Source organism: Streptomyces sp. NPDC001410, from assembly GCF_042895235.1.
Taxonomy (GTDB): Bacteria; Actinomycetota; Actinomycetes; order Streptomycetales; family Streptomycetaceae; genus Streptomyces.
In genome coordinates, this window is the sequence record NZ_JBIAWE010000006.1 from 104,726 (window position 1) to 119,556 (window position 14,831).

Sequence of the window (14,831 nt, forward strand, 5' to 3'; positions counted from 1 at the left end):
GTGTGTGACAGGGGTGATGGGCGAGCGGCATGCGCAAACGCCACGCCGAAGATCGAGTTCCGGCCGTTAACCTCCGCGTGGTCGGGCAGACTCGAAGGAAGTCCGGAGCAAAGGAAGTCCGAAGCAAGAGCCTCCTGGGAAGAGGGTGAGTCGCGTGGACCGCTGCATCGTCCTGGTGGACGCCGGGTATCTGCTGGGAGCCGCCGCCAGCCTCCTTGCCGGTGAGCCCTCACGGTCCCGGATCACCGTCGACCACGCCGCGCTGATCCAGGCCCTGCGCGAACGCGCGGAGTCGGAGACCGAGCGCCCTCTGCTGCGCATCTACTGGTTCGACGGCGCCCCCGACCGGGTCCCCCAGCCGGAGCACCGCCGGCTGCGCGTGATGCCCCGCGTCACCGTCCGGCTCGGCGCGCTCACCCGCAGCGACGGACGCTGGGCGCAGAAGGGCGTGGACGCCGCCATGCACGCCGAGCTGACCGAGCTGGCCCGCAACCGCGCCTGCTCCGACGTCGTCCTGGTCACCGGCGACGGCGACCTGCTGCCCGGCATGATGGCCGCCAAGGAGCACGGCGTCGCCGTCCACCTGTGGGCCGTACAGGCCGCCGACGGGGACTACAACCAGTCCGAGGACCTGGTCGCCGAGGCCGACGAGCGGCGCGTACTGGACCGGGCCTGGATCACCCAGGCGGTCCGCGCCAAGGAGCTGACCGGCGTCTGCGCACCCCCGCCCGCGCCCCGCCCCGAGATCGCCGCGATCCTCTCCGCGCCGCTGCCCGAGTCCGCGCTCGCCACGCCCGCCGAAGCACCCGCAGAGGACGGCGCCCACGCGCCGGCCGCCGCGGCCGAGGCCGGAACCCAGGAGCGGGTGCCCGCCGCCAAGGGCGTACCGACCCCCAAGGACCTCGCCGCGCTGCGCGCGCCCGGCGCGCAGGCCGTGCAGCATCCGGCGACCGCGACCCTCAGGTGGTCCTCCGACAAGGGCTGGGTGGACCGGCCCGGCGGGGTCTCCGAGCCGCCCGAGATCGCCTCCATGCCGACGCTGGCCCAGCTCACCACCGCCGAGCAGCGCTGGGCCGACCGGGAGGAGGACATCACCACGGTCGGCGGCGACCCGTACGAGGTGGGGCAGGTCTTCGCCCGCCGCTGGATGTCCCGGCTCGGCGACCAGGGCCATCTGCAGCGGCTGTCCACGATGTATCCGCGCATCCCGCACCGCATCGACGGCGAGCTGCTGCGCTACGCCGCCCGCTTCGGGCTGCTCGCCCACAAGGACGACCAGATCGACGAGCACGACCGTTACGCCATCCGGGCGGGCTTCTGGCGGGAGGTCGACGTACCGGCCGCGGCCGAGCACGCCCCGGCCGGGGAGTGAGCCCTTTCCCGGTGGCGGGATGAGAAGCCGGGGGTGAGAAGAGGCCCCAAAGGCGAGTAAAGGGGCCGGACCCCGTAGTCTCGTGCCTTGTGAGTACGCGCGTGGGGCAGGCACTTCGGCAGGACGAGGTCGTACGCGTGCGCGGGCTCAGCAAGACCTACCCGCCCGTGAAGGGGCGGCGCGGAGCGCCGGGCGCGCCCGAGGTGCGGGCCACCGACGGCGTGGAACTGGACGTACGGCGCGGAGAGATCTTCGGCCTGCTCGGGCCGAACGGCGCCGGCAAGTCCACCCTCGTACGACAGCTCACCGGACTGCTGCGGCCGGACGCCGGCAGCGTCGAGATCCTCGGCCACGACATCGTCAGGCACCCCGAGCGGGCCGCCCGGATCCTCGCCTACCTGGGGCAGGAGTCCTCCGCCCTGGACGAGCTGACCGTCGCGCTCGCCGCCGAGACCACCGGGCGCCTGCGCGGCCTGGACGTACGGCAGGCGCGCGCCGAGCGGGACGCCGTACTTGACGAGCTGGGCCTCACGCCGATCGCCGGGCGGGCGCTGAAGAAGCTGTCCGGCGGTCAGCGGCGGCTCGCCTGCTTCGCCGCCGCCCTCGTCGGCGAGCGGTCGCTGCTCGTGCTGGACGAGCCGACCACCGGCATGGACCCGGTGGCCCGGCGCGCGGTGTGGGCGGCCGTGGACCGGCGCCGGGCCGAGCGCGGTACGACCGTGCTGCTGGTCACCCACAACGTCATCGAGGCCGAGACCGTCCTCGACCGGGTCGCCGTCCTGGACCAGGGCCGGGTCATCGCCTGCGACACCCCGGCCGGGCTGAAGGAACAGGTCTCCGGCGAGGTGCGGGTGGAACTGGTGTGGCGGGAGCGGGCACCGCTGGACGTGCCCGAGGTCGCCGTGCTGCGCGAACGGGCCGTGGAGATGGGGCGGCGCTGGACTCTCCGGCTCGCGCCCGAGGAGGCCCGGGCCGCCGTCGCCACGGTGACCGGCGGGGCCGCCTTCGCCGCCCTGGACGACTTCACGCTCGCCACGCCAAGCCTGGAGGACGTCTACCTGGCGCTGGGCGGGGCGGCGCGGCAGGGGCTGGTGAAGGCGTGAGCGCGACGAACGCCGTACCCGTATGGTCGCTGTGGGACGGCGGCGCGGCTGCCGTAGGGAAGAGGAGCAGCGCGTCGTGAGTGTCGTACCCGCGGAGGTTCTGCCGGGCGGTGCCCGGGCCGTGCCGGAGCCGGCCCGGCCCGCGGCCGAGCTCGGGCCGCCCGCGCGGCTGTGGCCGTCGCTGGTGGCCGTCTACCGGGCCCAGCTGTCCCGGGCCCGGGTGGCGCGCATCCCGCTGCTGTTCGTGGCGACCTTCCAGTCCGTCGGCATCACCGTGATGATGCGGGGCGTCGTCGACAGCGGCAGTGAGGCCCAGTCCGTGGTGGCCGGGTCCTCGGTGCTCGTCGTCGCGTACGTCGCCCTCAATCTGCTGTCGCAGTACTTCGGGCAGCTGCGGGCCAGCGGCGGGCTCGACCACTACGCCACGCTGCCGGTGCCGCCCGCGGCTGTCGTGCTGGGCGCGGCGGGGGCGTACGCCTCCTTCACCGTGCCGGGCACCCTGGTGACCGCCGTCTTCGGGTGCGTGCTGTTCGGGCTGCCGCTGTCCAACCTGTGGATCCTGGTGGCCGTCGTCCCGCTCGCCGGGGCCGCGCTCGCCGGACTCGGCGCTGCCTGCGGGCTGCTCGCGCCGCGGCCCGAGCTGGCCACGCTGCTCGGGCAGCTGGGCATGTCGGCGGCACTGCTGCTCGGCGTGCTGCCGGCCGACCGGATGCCCGAGATCGTACGGCTGGCCCGGGACCTGCTGCCGTCGACCTACGGCGTGGAGGCCTACGCGCGGACCTTCGGGGCGCACCCGGACTGGGCCGCCGTCCTCGCTGACCTGGGGGTCTGCGCGGGTGTCGGAGTGATCTCGCTGGCCGTGGCGACCTGGGCCTACCGCAGGGCCGCCGTCCGATGACGCGGCCCACAGCGCGACCTGGCACGATGTCAGGGTGACCGCACCGCTGACTCCGCCCACGCCGCCGCACGATGACTCCCCGCACCAGGTCTGGCAGGCGCCGCCGCCTGCTGGGGCGCCAGGCATGGGCCTGTACGAACAGGACGGCCCCGGGATGAAGAAGGAAGTCCTGGAAGCCGTCGTGATCGCGATAGCGGTGGCACTGGGCGGGCTGCTGTTCGGGCTGCTGTGGTGGTGGCTGGCGCCGCATGTGCCGCTGGTGGGGGACGCGGTCGACAAGAGCTGGGTCGTCTACCTCAAGGACACCGAGGGGGAGCAGGCGGCCGGGGTGGACGGGACGTTCACGCTGCTCGGGTTGGCCTTCGGGCTGGTCAGCGCGGTCGTCGTGTTCGCGCTGCGGCGGCGCGGCGGTGTGCCCTTGGTGGTGGCGCTGGGCGTGGGCGGTCTGCTCGGGTCGCTGCTGGCGTGGCGGCTGGGGGTGTGGCTGGGGCCCACGTCCGACGTGATCGCGCACGCGAAGGAGGTCGGGAAGGGGGTCACCTTCTCGGCGCCGCTGAAGCTGGGGGCGAAGGGCGCGCTGCTGGCCTGGCCGTTGGCCGCGTCGCTGGTGCATCTGGGGCTGACCGCGCTGTTCGGGCCTCGGGACCCCGAGCCGTATCCGCAGGGACCGGCCCCGAAGGACGGGTACGGAGCCCCGCTGGCGTAATCCCGTCAGCCCCGGCCGATCGGTGCCAGCACCGCTTCGGTCAGTTGTGCCAGGTCTCCCGGAGTCAGCTCGACCTCCAGGCCCCTGCGGCCGGCCGAGATGCAGATCGTCGCGTGGACCTCGGCCGAGTCGTCCAGGACGGTGCGGAGCTTCTTGCGCTGGCCCAGGGGGGAGATGCCGCCGCGCACGTAGCCGGTGGTGCGTTCCGCGAGGGTGGGGTCGGCCATCGTCGCCCGCTTGCCGCCCACCGCCGCGGCCAGCGCCTTGAGGTCCAGCGTGCCGGAGACCGGCACCACCGCCACCGTCAGCGCGCCGTCCACGTCGGCCACCAGGGTCTTGAAGACCCGGTCGGGGGAGACGCCCATCGCCTGCGCCGCCTCCTCGCCGTAGGAGGGGTGGGAGGGGTCGTGGTCGTAGGAGTGCAGGGTGAAGTCCACGCCCGCCGCAGTCAGGGACACCGTCGCGGGGGTCCCGCCCGCCCGTCGCCCACCACCAGCCCTATTCGAAGGCGCTTCGCGCCCCTTTGATTCGGACTGCTGTTTCTTCGACTTCTTAGCCATCGGGGTGTCGGCCTCGGTTCGCTCAGTTCAGGCTGGTCGGCGTCCGCGTCAGCTCGAACGCGGGCAGGGACGGAAGGTTACGGATGATGGCCGTCTCGGCGCGAAGGAGTTTCAGCTCGTCCCGGAGCCGGGAGGCGATGTCCGGCGCCTGCAGCAGCCGTTGCTTGGTCGGCGTGTCCAGGACCATCGCCGCCGCCACCAGGTAGGAGACCACCGACGGGTCGTCCGGGAGGTCCGCGCCCGTCGACAGGGAGCGCTCCCGGGCGCCCGCCAGGCGCTTCTGGTACTGGCGGAAGGCGCGCAGGACGCCCTCGGCCAGGGCGCCCGCCTCCTCGCCGGGGTCCTCCGGCAGCTCCTCCAGCTCCGCCGTCAGGAACGGGCCCGACGCGTCCACGGACAGCAGCCGTACCCGGGTCGTCCCGGTCGCCAGCACCTCGAACGTGCCGTCGGCGCGCTCCCGGATGGTCGCCGCGTCCGCCACGCAGCCCACGCCGTGGAAGGACGTGAGGGGGTCCGGGCCGAAGCCCGCGGCCGGCCCCCGCTCGGGCTGTGCGGTCGGATCCGGCATGCCCGGCGCGCTCGGTGCCACCTCGTGGCCGTCGCGGATCGCCACGACGGCGAACCGGCGCGGTTCGTCCTCGGGGGTCTTCAGAAGCTCGCGCATCATGGCGCGATAGCGCTCCTCGAAGATGTTCAGGGGCAGCACGAGCCCGGGGAACAGCGCCGAGTTCAGCGGGAACAGAGGGAGTCGGACGGTGGTCACGGCGCCCCAGCCTAATGGTCGGGGGCGGCGGCTCGGCCGCGGTGTTCGTTCCGCGGTCGCGCCGGTGCCGCCAGGAGTTCGGTCAGGGTGGTGGTGCCGGCGGCCGTCAGGAGCGCCTCGCGCAGCCTGAGGAAGTGGCCCAGCGGGTCGTCGGAGAGCCGGTCCCAGGGGAACGAGGTGGCGTACGGGCCGATCAGGCGAAGCTGGCTGCGGGCGTCCTCCCAGCGTTCGAGCCGGGCGAGGACGTAGAGCAGCTTGTTGCGGATCTCGGCGTACGACGGCGTGGCCGCCGGGAACCGGCCGGAGAGCGCGATCGCCCGGTCGGCCGCCGCGTGCAGCCGCTCGCGCGGCACATCGGGGCCGCAGCCGTCGGTCAGGTAGGCGAGGGCCGCCCGGGCCGGCAGCGCCTGGACGAGCGAATCGGCCGGGGCGTCCTGCGCGGCCAGGTCGGCGAAGTCGAAGCACTCGCGGTGAGAGGCACGGGGGGTGTGGGGGGTGTCCCCCCACACGACGCAGCAGGAGCTGCCCAGATAGCGCAGGGCGGCCACATGGCAGCCGTAGTGGTGCGGGGCCCGCCGGACCGCCGCCTCCCACAGCTCCTCGAAGCAGCGGTGCCCGGCCCGGGAGCCGCGTGCGTGGTCGAGCGCGATCCGCCAGGGCACCGGGTCGCGGCCGTCGGCCTTGGCGGCGGCCGTGATCAGCGGGCTCACCTCGCGCAGCAGCTCGGCGCGGGCCGGGGAGGGCCAGGCGCGGTCCACCGCGAGCTGGGCCGCGACGAGCGTCACGTCGGGGTCGTCCGGGGCGGCCGCGCGCCAGGCCTCGAACCACTCGCAGCGCGAGCGGGCGAAGGCGGCCAGCCGCCGGGTGTAGCGGTCGTGGGCCTCCCACTCGGCCGCCGCGCGGGTGATGGCGAGCAGGGCGGAGGCGGCGCCGTACTCGCCCCGGCCGGCCGCGACCAGCACGGGGGAGAGGCGTTCGTCGGGCGCGTCGAGGACGGCCTCGTCGCCCGCCGGCCGAGGGCCGGCGGGGCGCGAGGCACGTCGTGTCATCCGTGTGGGGCGGAGGAACGCCGGCAGCAGAGCCATGGTGTCGACCATTGAAAGTCCGCAGGTCGGGGCTGCGCCAGAGGGTCAGGGCAAGTCGTGGAAGGTTGTACGTCCGATGGTCAAGGACAAGTAAAAGGTGATTGTTCAACCAATGTGGTGTAGCTGACCAATGTGACGTACGTGCCGTTCAGTCAGGCGTCAGCCGCGCCGCAGCAGCCGGGTCGCCCCCGCCGCCACCGTCGTCGCCAGGATCCAGCCCATCAGGATCATCGCCGCCGCCAGCCACTGCCAGCCGCCGCGCAACTGCCACTGGCCGGCCTGGCCCAGGTCGATCACCGGCAGCAGCAGGTCCAGCGTGAACAGGGCGGGGCTCCAGGTCGGATGGCCGCCGGGGTTCACCGGCGGATGGCCGGCGTGCGAGAACGCCAGCGTGCCCGCCGCCCACAGCACCGCCATCCACACCGCCGCCCGGCCCGGCCGATAGCCGTAGGCCACCGTCCAGTCCTGGACGTACCCCCAGCACTTGGCGGCCGGCGGCAGCGTCTCGCGGCGCCGGCGCTGCTTGGCGAGCAGCACCTCGCGGGCGTCCTCGTCCTCCCCGGCCGCGCGCAGCACGGTGGCCAGCCGCTCGTACGGCTCCGGGTTGTACTCGGCGGTGGCCGCCGCCACCCAGTCCAGCCGCCGGGTCAGCGGGAACGGGCCCTGCGGTACGAGGCTCTCGTACGCGAAGCCGCCCATGTGGAGGTTGCCCGGGCCCGGCCAGCTGCCCGCGTGGTCCACCAGGTTCACGATCCGCGCGCCGGACAGCACCACCTTCCCGCGCTCCGGCCTGTCCCCGAGGAAGCGCAGCTCGGGCGTCTGCACCCGGCGCAGCGACAGCTCCTGGTCGTCGGTGAAGGTGAACCGGGCCCGCTCCAGGTCCACCGCGTCCCCGAAGCGCCCGTCGTCCAGCCGTATCCCGCCCCGGCACTCGAAGCGCTGGATGCGTGTCCCGCGCGCGGGGGTCGTCCCGCTCAGCAGCGGGTTGCCCACGCCGGCCGGGGTCAGATAGAGGGTGCGCCCCACCGTCAGCTGGGGGGCGTTCAGGGCCAGGCGCGCGTACGGGTTGGCCAGTTTCGCTCCCCGCAGGCTCAGCGAGACCCCGACCTTGGCGCTGCGCAGGCTCAGCTCGCCGTGCGACTCCAGCAGCTCCGCCTGCAGGTCCTGGCCCACGGTCATGCCGTCCGCGGCGATCGAGCGGCCGCTGCGGTCCCGGTAGACGATCGCCTGGTTGAGCAGGAGGTCCGTGCCGATGTGCGCGTCGGTCAGCCGCACCCCGTTCTGGAAGCGGCAGCGCGGCAGGTGCAGATCGCCCTCGGTGTGCACCCGGGCCGCCTCCAGGCGGGGCACCGCGCAGTCCACCAGACGCAGGGTCGTGAACCGGGCCTCGGGCAGGAGGACCTGCTCGTCGAAACGGCAGCCGCGCAGTTCCACGTACGGCGTGACCGTGCCGCCCGCCAGGTCCACCGTGCCGGTGACCCGCACGCCGACCAGCTTCAGCGAGGGCACCCGGCCCGCGAGCGCGGGCGGCCCGTCCAGCACCAGCCAGCAGACGATGCGCGCCCTGACGCTCCGCTCGGGCCCCCAGGGATGCCCGCCGTGCGGATCGTCCACGACGGAGTCACCGCTGCTCAGGTCGTACACGCTGCCGTTGCGGAAGGCCTGCCACATGCCCGCCTCGGCCGCGGTCAGGTCGTCCGGCAGGTCCCCGGCGTGGATGCCGGCCCCCTCGGTCACCGCTCTTCCTTCCTCCTCTGACTACGCGTGACTACTCGCTGTCACCTTCCCCGTACACCCGTTCATGCCCGCTGAGTGACGTCTGTTACACAAGACGTGAAGGCGATCTTCCGGGTTCCGGCCAGGCTATGTACCGCCCGCTGTCCCGCGTTCTGTATCAGCCATTGATACGCGCGGACGGCTCCGGACCCCGGTCTGAGAGAATTGACACCGTGATCTCCCGAATCGATCTGCGCGGCGACGCCCTCCCCGAGGGCCCCGCCCTGCGCGACCTGCTGCCCCGAGCCGACTTCGACGTTCAGGCCGCCCTGGAGAAGGTGCGTCCGATCTGCGAGGCCGTGCATCATCGGGGCGACGCGGCGCTGATCGACTTCGCCGAGAAATTCGACGGAGTACGGCTGGAATCCGTCCGTGTCCCGGCTCATGCGCTCACCGACGCGCTCAAGGGCCTCGACCCGGCCGTGCGCGCGGCCCTGGAGGAGACCATCCGCCGCGCCCGCCTGGTCCACCGCGAGCAGCGCCGTTCGACGCACACCACCCAGGTCGTGCCCGGCGGGTCCGTCACCGAGAAGTGGGTGCCGGTCGACCGCGTCGGGCTGTACGCCCCGGGCGGCCGCTCGGTCTACCCGTCCTCCGTGGTCATGAACGTGGTGCCCGCGCAGGAGGCCGGCGTCGAGTCGATCGCGCTCGCCTCCCCCGCCCAGGCGCCCGCTTTTGAAAATGATCCAGCCGGTGGGCTGCCGCACCCGACGATCCTCGCCGCGTGCGCCCTGCTCGGCGTGGACGAGGTCTACGCGGCCGGCGGCGCCACCGCCGTCGCGATGTTCGCCTACGGCACCGAGTCCTGCCCGCCCGCCAACATGGTCACCGGCCCCGGCAACATCTGGGTGGCCGCGGCCAAGCGCTACTTCACCGGCAAGATCGGCATCGACGCCGAGGCCGGCCCCACCGAGATCGCGGTCCTCGCGGACGACACCGCCGACCCGGTGCACGTGGCCTCGGACCTGATCAGCCAGGCCGAGCACGACCCGCTGGCGGCCGCCGTACTGGTCACCGACTCGGTCGAGCTGGCGGACGCGGTGGCCAAGGAGTTGGAGCCGCAGGTGGCGGCCACCAAGCACATCGAGGACCGGATCGTCCCGGCCCTGAACGGCAAGCAGTCCGCGATCGTCCTGGTCGACGGCATCGAGGAGGGCCTGCGGGTCGTCGACGCGTACGGCGCCGAGCACCTGGAGATCCAGACGGCGGACGCCGCCGCGGTCGCCGACCGGGTCAGGAACGCCGGCGCGATCTTCATCGGCCCCTGGGCCCCGGTCTCGCTCGGCGACTACGCGGCCGGGTCCAATCACGTCCTGCCCACCGGCGGCTGCGCCTGCCACTCCTCCGGCCTGTCCGTCCAGTCCTTCCTGCGCGGCATCCACATCGTCGACTACACGAAGGACGCGCTGGCCGAGGTCGCGCACCACGTGGTGACGCTGGCGGAGGCGGAGGACCTGCCCGCGCACGGCGCGGCGATCAAGGCAAGGTTCGGTTGGAAGGTACCCGAGGGCAAGTGACAGGCATCGACGATCTCCCCGTACGGGACGAGCTGCGCGGCAAGTCCCCCTACGGCGCGCCCCAGTTGGACGTCCCCGTACGGCTGAACACCAACGAGAACCCGTACCCGTTGCCCGAGCCGCTGGTCGAGCGGATCACGGAGCGGGTGCGCGAGGCCGCCCGGAACCTGAACCGCTACCCCGACCGGGACGCGGTCCAGCTCCGCACCGAGCTGGCCAAGTACCTGACGAAGACCGGCAAGTACCCGCTCGGCGTCGAGAACGTGTGGGCCGCCAACGGCTCCAACGAGGTCATCCAGCAGCTGCTGCAGACCTTCGGCGGACCGGGCCGCACGGCCATCGGCTTCGAGCCGTCGTACTCGATGCACGCGCTCATCGCACGCGGCACGGGGACGGGCTGGATCTCGGGCCCCCGCAACGAGGACTTCGACATCGACCTCGCGGTCGCCGAGCAGGCCATCGCCGAGCACAGGCCCGACGTCGTCTTCATCACCACCCCCAACAACCCCACCGGCAACGCGGTTCCGCCCGAGACGGTCCTCGCGCTGTACGACGCGGCTCAGGCGGCCAAGCCGTCCATGGTCGTCGTCGACGAGGCCTACATAGAGTTCAGCCACGGCGACTCGCTGCTGCCGCTGCTGGCGGGCCGGCCGCACCTGGTCATCTCCCGCACCATGTCGAAGGCGTTCGGCGCGGCGGGCCTGCGCCTCGGCTACCTCGCCGCGCACCCCGCGGTCGTGGACGCCGTGCAGCTCGTACGGCTGCCGTACCACCTGTCGGCGATCACCCAGGTGACCGCCCTGGCCGCCCTGGAGCACACCGACACGCTGCTGAAGTACGTCGAGCAGCTGAAGTCGGAACGGGACCGGATGGTGAGCGAGCTGCGGGCGATCGGTTACGACGTCACCGAGTCCGACGCGAACTTCGTGCAGTTCGGCCGGTTCGAGGACTCCCACACCGCCTGGCAGAAGATCCTCGACCGGGGCGTCCTGGTCCGGGACAACGACGTACCGGGGTGGCTGCGGGTGTCCGCCGGAACCCCCGAAGAGAACGACGCGTTCCTCGACGCGGTACGTGAAGTCATGAAGGAGCTTGAGGCATGAGCCGCGTAGGACGTGTGGAACGAACGACCAAGGAGACCTCGGTCCTCGTCGAGATAGACCTCGACGGCACCGGGCGGACCGACATCGCGACGGGCGTCGGCTTCTACGACCACATGCTCGACCAGCTGGGCCGGCACGGTCTGTTCGACCTGACCGTGAAGACCGACGGCGACCTGCACATCGACTCCCACCACACCATCGAGGACACCGCCCTCGCGCTCGGCGCCGCCTTCAAGCAGGCGCTCGGCGACAAGGTGGGGATCTACCGCTTCGGCAACTGCACGGTCCCGCTGGACGAGTCCCTCGCCCAGGTCACCGTCGACCTGTCCGGCCGCCCCTACCTCGTGCACACCGAGCCCGAGAACATGGCGCCGATGATCGGCGAGTACGACACGACGATGACCCGGCACATCCTGGAGTCCTTCGTCGCCCAGGCGCAGATCGCGCTGCACGTGCACGTGCCCTACGGGCGCAACGCGCACCACATCGTGGAGTGCCAGTTCAAGGCGCTCGCCCGTGCCCTCCGTTACGCCAGCGAGCGCGACCCGCGCGCGGCCGGCATCCTCCCCTCCACGAAGGGCGCGCTGTAACCCATGAACGGTCTGTCCACCGTCCTGATCGTCGTCGGCCTCTTCCTGGTCGGCGGCATCATCTCCTTCGTCAAGCAGAAGATGCCCACGAGCCTCATCGTGCTGCTGTCCATCGGCGCGGCCATGTGCCTCGTCTCGGGCGTCCTGAGGCTGGAGGTGTGGAATTGAGCGCCAAGCGAGTGGTCGTCTTCGACTACGGCTTCGGCAACGTCCGCTCCGCCGAACGTGCCCTCGCGCGCGTGGGGGCCGATGTCGAGATAACGCGCGACTTCGACCGGGCGATGAACGCCGACGGCCTGCTGGTGCCGGGCGTCGGCGCCTTCGCCGCCTGCATGCAGGGGCTGCGCGGGGCCCGTGGTGACTGGATCATCGACCGTCGGCTGTCCGGCGGGCGCCCGGTGATGGGCATCTGCGTCGGCATGCAGATCCTGTTCGCCAGTGGCATCGAGCACGGCGTCGAGACCGAGGGCCTCGACGAGTGGCCCGGCACGGTCGAGCCGCTCCAGGCCGACATCGTGCCCCACATGGGCTGGAACACAGTCGACTCCCCGCTCGACTCCGAGCTGTTCGCCGGCCTGGACCGGGACACGCGCTTCTACTTCGTGCACTCCTACGCCGTCCACGACTGGACCCTGGAGACCCACAACCCGCTCATGCACCCGCCCAGGGTGACCTGGTCGACGCACGGCAAGCCCTTCGTGGCGGCCGTGGAGAACGGTGCCCTGTGGGCCACCCAGTTCCACCCCGAGAAGTCCGGCGACGCCGGTGCCCAGCTCCTCACCAACTGGATCGGAACCCTGTAGACCATGGCCAAGCTCGAACTCCTTCCCGCCGTCGACGTCCGTGACGGCCAGGCCGTCCGCCTCGTGCACGGTGAGTCCGGGACCGAGACGTCCTACGGCTCCCCGCTGGAGGCCGCCCTCGCCTGGCAGCGCTCCGGCGCCGAGTGGCTGCACCTGGTCGACCTGGACGCCGCCTTCGGCACGGGTGACAACCGGGAGCTGATCGCCGAGGTCGCCAGGGCGATGGACATCAAGGTGGAGCTGTCCGGCGGCATCCGCGACGACGACACCCTCGCCGCCGCCCTGGCCACCGGCTGCACCCGGGTGAACCTCGGCACCGCCGCCCTGGAGACCCCGGAGTGGGTCGCCAAGGTCATCGCCGAGCACGGCGACAAGATCGCGGTGGGCCTGGACGTGCGCGGCACGACCCTGCGCGGCCGCGGCTGGACCCGTGACGGCGGCGACCTCTACGAGACGCTGGAGCGCCTCGACAAGGAGGGCTGCGCCCGCTACGTCGTCACCGACATCGCCAAGGACGGCACCCTCCAGGGCCCGAACCTGGAGCTGCTGCGCAACGTGTGCGCCGTGACGGACCGGCCGGTCGTGGCGTCCGGCGGCGTGTCGTCGCTGGACGACCTCCGGGCCATCGCCGAGCTGGTACCCCTCGGTGTCGAGGGCTCCATCGTCGGGAAGGCCCTGTACGCGAAGGCGTTCACCCTGGAAGAGGCCTTGGAGGCTGTGTCGTCATGACCGATGCCGTGCGGCGCGTGCAGAGCGGAAGTCCCTGGGAGGAGAGCTTCGGGTTCGCGCGCGCCGTCGCGGCGGGTGACCGTGTGCTGGTGGCCGGTACGACGTCCTTCCGGGGCCGGGTGCTGTACGGGGAGGGCGACCCGTACGAGCAGGCCAAGGTGGCGTTCACCGGCGCACTGGAGGCGATCGCGGAGTTCGGGCTCGGTATCGAGTCCGTGATCCGCACGCGGATGTACCTGACCCATGTGCGGGACGTGGACGCCGTGGGCCGGGCCCACAAGGAGATCTTCGACTCCGTGCGCCCGGCCTCGACCCTGCTGGTCGTGGAGGGCTTCGTCGACCCGCGCATCCTGGTCGAAGTGGAACTAGAGGCATTCAGAGGAGCCGTGAACTCATGACCCTGGCGGTCCGAGTCATCCCCTGCCTGGACGTGGACAACGGCCGGGTCGTCAAGGGCGTCAACTTCCAGAACCTGCGCGACGCGGGCGACCCGGTCGAGATGGCCAAGGTGTACGACGCCGAGGGCGCCGACGAGCTGACGTTCCTGGACATCACCGCCTCGTCCGGCAACCGCGAGACGACGTACGACGTGGTGCGCCGCACCGCCGAGCAGGTGTTCATCCCGCTGACCGTCGGCGGCGGCGTCCGCACGGCCGAGGACGTGGACAAGCTGCTGCGGGCCGGCGCCGACAAGGTGGGCGTCAACACGGCGGCCATCGCCCGCCCGGACCTGATCCGCGAGATCGCGGAACGCTTCGGCCGACAGGTCCTGGTCCTCTCGGTGGACGCCCGGCGGACTCCTGAAGGCACCTTCGAGGTGACCACCCACGGCGGCCGCCGTGGCACCGGCATCGACGCCGTCGAGTGGGCGCACCGGGCCGCCGAGCTGGGCGCCGGCGAGATCCTGCTGAACTCCATGGACGCGGACGGCACCAAGGACGGCTACGACCTGGAGATGATCGCGGCCGTCCGCAAGCACGTCACCGTCCCGGTGATCGCCTCCGGCGGCGCGGGCCGGCTCGCGGACTTCCCACCGGCCATCGAGGCGGGCGCGGACGCGGTCCTGGCCGCGTCGGTGTTCCACTTCGGAGACCTGCGGATCGGCGAGGTGAAGCAGACCCTGCGGGAGGCGGGGCACCCGGTGCGGTGACGCTGCGCTGAGCTTCGGCAAACAGGAAAGGAAAGTTGCGCAAAATCTGTTGTGCAACTTTTCTTTCCTGTCTAGCGTTGGGTGCATGACAGCCAAGGGGAGCCGTCCCATCACGGACGTGGGCACGCTGAAGGCGCTCGCCCACCCGCTGCGGATGAAGCTGTACCGAGCCCTGTGTGTGGCCGACAAGGCCACCGCCTCGCACCTCGCCGACCAGGTGGACGAGGCCGTCTCGCTGGTCAGCTACCACCTGCGCAAGCTCGCCGAGCACGGCCTCATCGAAGAGGCCGAGCCGCAGAGCGCGGACGGCCGGGAACGCTGGTGGCAGCCCTCCTCGGAGGGGGTGAGCATCCGCGACAAGGACTTCCGGGGCGCCCCCGAGAAGGCGGCCGCACACCTGGCGGCGACCCGTCTCTTCCACGACCAGCGCGCCGAGATGTACCGCCGCTACCTCGACGAGCGCTCCACCTGGAGTGCCGAGTGGAACGCCGCCGCACCCGACAGCGAGTCCCTCTTCCGCCTCACCGCGGGTGAACTGAACGAACTCCGGGAGGAGTTGCTCGCCCTGGTCAGGAAGTACGACGAGAAGGGCCGGTCCGCCGAGGCGGAGACCGAAGGGCGCGAGCACGTCGCGCTGCACGTGTACGGCTTCCCGTTCCGCGTCTGAGAGAGGGCA

General features: G+C 72.1%; 17 protein-coding genes. 13 read left to right on the forward strand and 4 right to left on the reverse strand.

All coding sequences use genetic code 11. From position 1 onward, the window contains the following. Positions 1 to 154: 154 nt before the first annotated feature. The 4 genes from ACFY3C_RS14355 to ACFY3C_RS14370 all read left to right on the forward strand — a co-directional run bounded on the left by ACFY3C_RS14355 (position 155) and on the right by ACFY3C_RS14370 (position 4,079). Positions 155 to 1,372 (forward strand): NYN domain-containing protein, encoded by a 1,218-nt coding sequence (locus ACFY3C_RS14355; protein ID WP_390770940.1) that lies wholly within the window; start codon positions 155 to 157, stop codon positions 1,370 to 1,372. Positions 1,373 to 1,461: 89 nt separating this feature from the next. Then, positions 1,462 to 2,475, forward strand: a complete 1,014-nt coding sequence (locus ACFY3C_RS14360) for an ABC transporter ATP-binding protein (protein ID WP_390770941.1) — start codon at positions 1,462 to 1,464, stop codon at positions 2,473 to 2,475. Between the two features lie 76 nt (positions 2,476 to 2,551). Then, positions 2,552 to 3,373, forward strand: coding sequence for an ABC transporter permease (locus ACFY3C_RS14365; protein WP_386574256.1), 822 nt, complete (start codon positions 2,552 to 2,554; stop codon positions 3,371 to 3,373). Between the two features lie 34 nt (positions 3,374 to 3,407). Beyond that, entirely contained in the window at positions 3,408 to 4,079 is a 672-nt protein-coding gene (locus ACFY3C_RS14370) for an AAA family ATPase (RefSeq protein ID WP_386574254.1), read from the forward strand. 5 nt (positions 4,080 to 4,084) lie between these two features. On the opposite strand, the gene ybaK is transcribed toward ACFY3C_RS14370, so the two are convergent. The 4 genes from ybaK to ACFY3C_RS14390 all read right to left on the reverse strand — a co-directional run bounded on the left by ybaK (position 4,085) and on the right by ACFY3C_RS14390 (position 8,224). Next, on the reverse strand, positions 4,085 to 4,639 hold the full coding sequence (gene ybaK / locus ACFY3C_RS14375) for a Cys-tRNA(Pro) deacylase (protein WP_386574253.1): 555 nt from the start codon (positions 4,637 to 4,639) through the stop codon (positions 4,085 to 4,087). A 22-nt stretch (positions 4,640 to 4,661) separates the two neighbouring features. Further along, on the reverse strand, positions 4,662 to 5,402 hold the full coding sequence (locus tag ACFY3C_RS14380) for an LON peptidase substrate-binding domain-containing protein (RefSeq protein WP_386574251.1): 741 nt from the start codon (positions 5,400 to 5,402) through the stop codon (positions 4,662 to 4,664). Between the two features lie 11 nt (positions 5,403 to 5,413). Next, the gene (locus tag ACFY3C_RS14385) at positions 5,414 to 6,499 is read right to left on the reverse strand and encodes a hypothetical protein (protein WP_390770942.1); all 1,086 of its coding nucleotides are present in this window, start codon (positions 6,497 to 6,499) and stop codon (positions 5,414 to 5,416) included. A 147-nt stretch (positions 6,500 to 6,646) separates the two neighbouring features. Next, entirely contained in the window at positions 6,647 to 8,224 is a 1,578-nt protein-coding gene (locus tag ACFY3C_RS14390) for an oxidoreductase (protein WP_386574249.1), read from the reverse strand. A 212-nt stretch (positions 8,225 to 8,436) separates the two neighbouring features. Between ACFY3C_RS14390 and hisD the strand changes: the two genes are divergently transcribed. The 9 genes from hisD (at position 8,437) to ACFY3C_RS14435 (ending at position 14,822) form a co-directional block, all read left to right on the forward strand. Beyond that, on the forward strand, positions 8,437 to 9,780 hold the full coding sequence (hisD, locus tag ACFY3C_RS14395; protein ID WP_390770943.1) for a histidinol dehydrogenase: 1,344 nt from the start codon (positions 8,437 to 8,439) through the stop codon (positions 9,778 to 9,780). Next, positions 9,777 to 10,883 carry a histidinol-phosphate transaminase gene (locus ACFY3C_RS14400; RefSeq protein ID WP_390770944.1) on the forward strand — a complete coding sequence of 369 codons (1,107 nt, stop codon included), beginning with the start codon at positions 9,777 to 9,779 and terminating at the stop codon, positions 10,881 to 10,883. The genes hisD and ACFY3C_RS14400 overlap by 4 nt, the downstream gene beginning before the upstream one ends. After that, positions 10,880 to 11,473, forward strand: a complete 594-nt coding sequence (gene hisB, locus ACFY3C_RS14405; RefSeq protein ID WP_030783530.1) for an imidazoleglycerol-phosphate dehydratase HisB — start codon at positions 10,880 to 10,882, stop codon at positions 11,471 to 11,473. The genes ACFY3C_RS14400 and hisB overlap by 4 nt, the downstream gene beginning before the upstream one ends. 3 nt (positions 11,474 to 11,476) lie before the next feature. Beyond that, positions 11,477 to 11,641: a hypothetical protein gene (locus ACFY3C_RS14410; protein ID WP_386574244.1), complete on the forward strand. Its 165-nt coding sequence runs from the start codon at positions 11,477 to 11,479 to the stop codon at positions 11,639 to 11,641. Then, entirely contained in the window at positions 11,632 to 12,276 is a 645-nt protein-coding gene (gene hisH, locus ACFY3C_RS14415) for an imidazole glycerol phosphate synthase subunit HisH (protein ID WP_386574242.1), read from the forward strand. Before ACFY3C_RS14410 ends, hisH begins: the two co-directional genes overlap by 10 nt. Positions 12,277 to 12,279: 3 nt before the next feature. Continuing rightward, positions 12,280 to 13,005 (forward strand): bifunctional 1-(5-phosphoribosyl)-5-((5-phosphoribosylamino)methylideneamino)imidazole-4-carboxamide isomerase/phosphoribosylanthranilate isomerase PriA, encoded by a 726-nt coding sequence (gene priA, locus ACFY3C_RS14420; RefSeq protein ID WP_145875170.1) that lies wholly within the window; start codon positions 12,280 to 12,282, stop codon positions 13,003 to 13,005. Next, positions 13,002 to 13,403, forward strand: a complete 402-nt coding sequence (locus tag ACFY3C_RS14425; RefSeq protein WP_390770945.1) for a RidA family protein — start codon at positions 13,002 to 13,004, stop codon at positions 13,401 to 13,403. The genes priA and ACFY3C_RS14425 overlap by 4 nt, the downstream gene beginning before the upstream one ends. Continuing rightward, entirely contained in the window at positions 13,400 to 14,155 is a 756-nt protein-coding gene (gene hisF / locus ACFY3C_RS14430) for an imidazole glycerol phosphate synthase subunit HisF (protein WP_389183628.1), read from the forward strand. Before ACFY3C_RS14425 ends, hisF begins: the two co-directional genes overlap by 4 nt. An 85-nt stretch (positions 14,156 to 14,240) precedes the next feature. Next, positions 14,241 to 14,822, forward strand: coding sequence for an ArsR/SmtB family transcription factor (locus ACFY3C_RS14435; RefSeq protein WP_390770946.1), 582 nt, complete (start codon positions 14,241 to 14,243; stop codon positions 14,820 to 14,822). Positions 14,823 to 14,831 lie beyond the last annotated feature (9 nt).

What these genes read in the sequence shown, in the direction of transcription:
- ybaK (WP_386574253.1), bottom strand. Translation starts at nt 4,639, where the DNA reads ATGGCTAAGAAGTCGAAGAAACAGCAGTCCGAATCAAAGGGGCGCGAA.
- ACFY3C_RS14385 (WP_390770942.1), bottom strand. Translation starts at nt 6,499, where the DNA reads ATGGTCGACACCATGGCTCTGCTGCCGGCGTTCCTCCGCCCCACACGG.
- hisB (WP_030783530.1), top strand. Translation starts at nt 10,880, where the DNA reads ATGAGCCGCGTAGGACGTGTGGAACGAACGACCAAGGAGACCTCGGTC.
- ACFY3C_RS14410 (WP_386574244.1), top strand. Translation starts at nt 11,477, where the DNA reads ATGAACGGTCTGTCCACCGTCCTGATCGTCGTCGGCCTCTTCCTGGTC.
- priA (WP_145875170.1), top strand. Translation starts at nt 12,280, where the DNA reads ATGGCCAAGCTCGAACTCCTTCCCGCCGTCGACGTCCGTGACGGCCAG.
- ACFY3C_RS14425 (WP_390770945.1), top strand. Translation starts at nt 13,002, where the DNA reads ATGACCGATGCCGTGCGGCGCGTGCAGAGCGGAAGTCCCTGGGAGGAG.
- hisF (WP_389183628.1), top strand. Translation starts at nt 13,400, where the DNA reads ATGACCCTGGCGGTCCGAGTCATCCCCTGCCTGGACGTGGACAACGGC.
- ACFY3C_RS14435 (WP_390770946.1), top strand. Translation starts at nt 14,241, where the DNA reads ATGACAGCCAAGGGGAGCCGTCCCATCACGGACGTGGGCACGCTGAAG.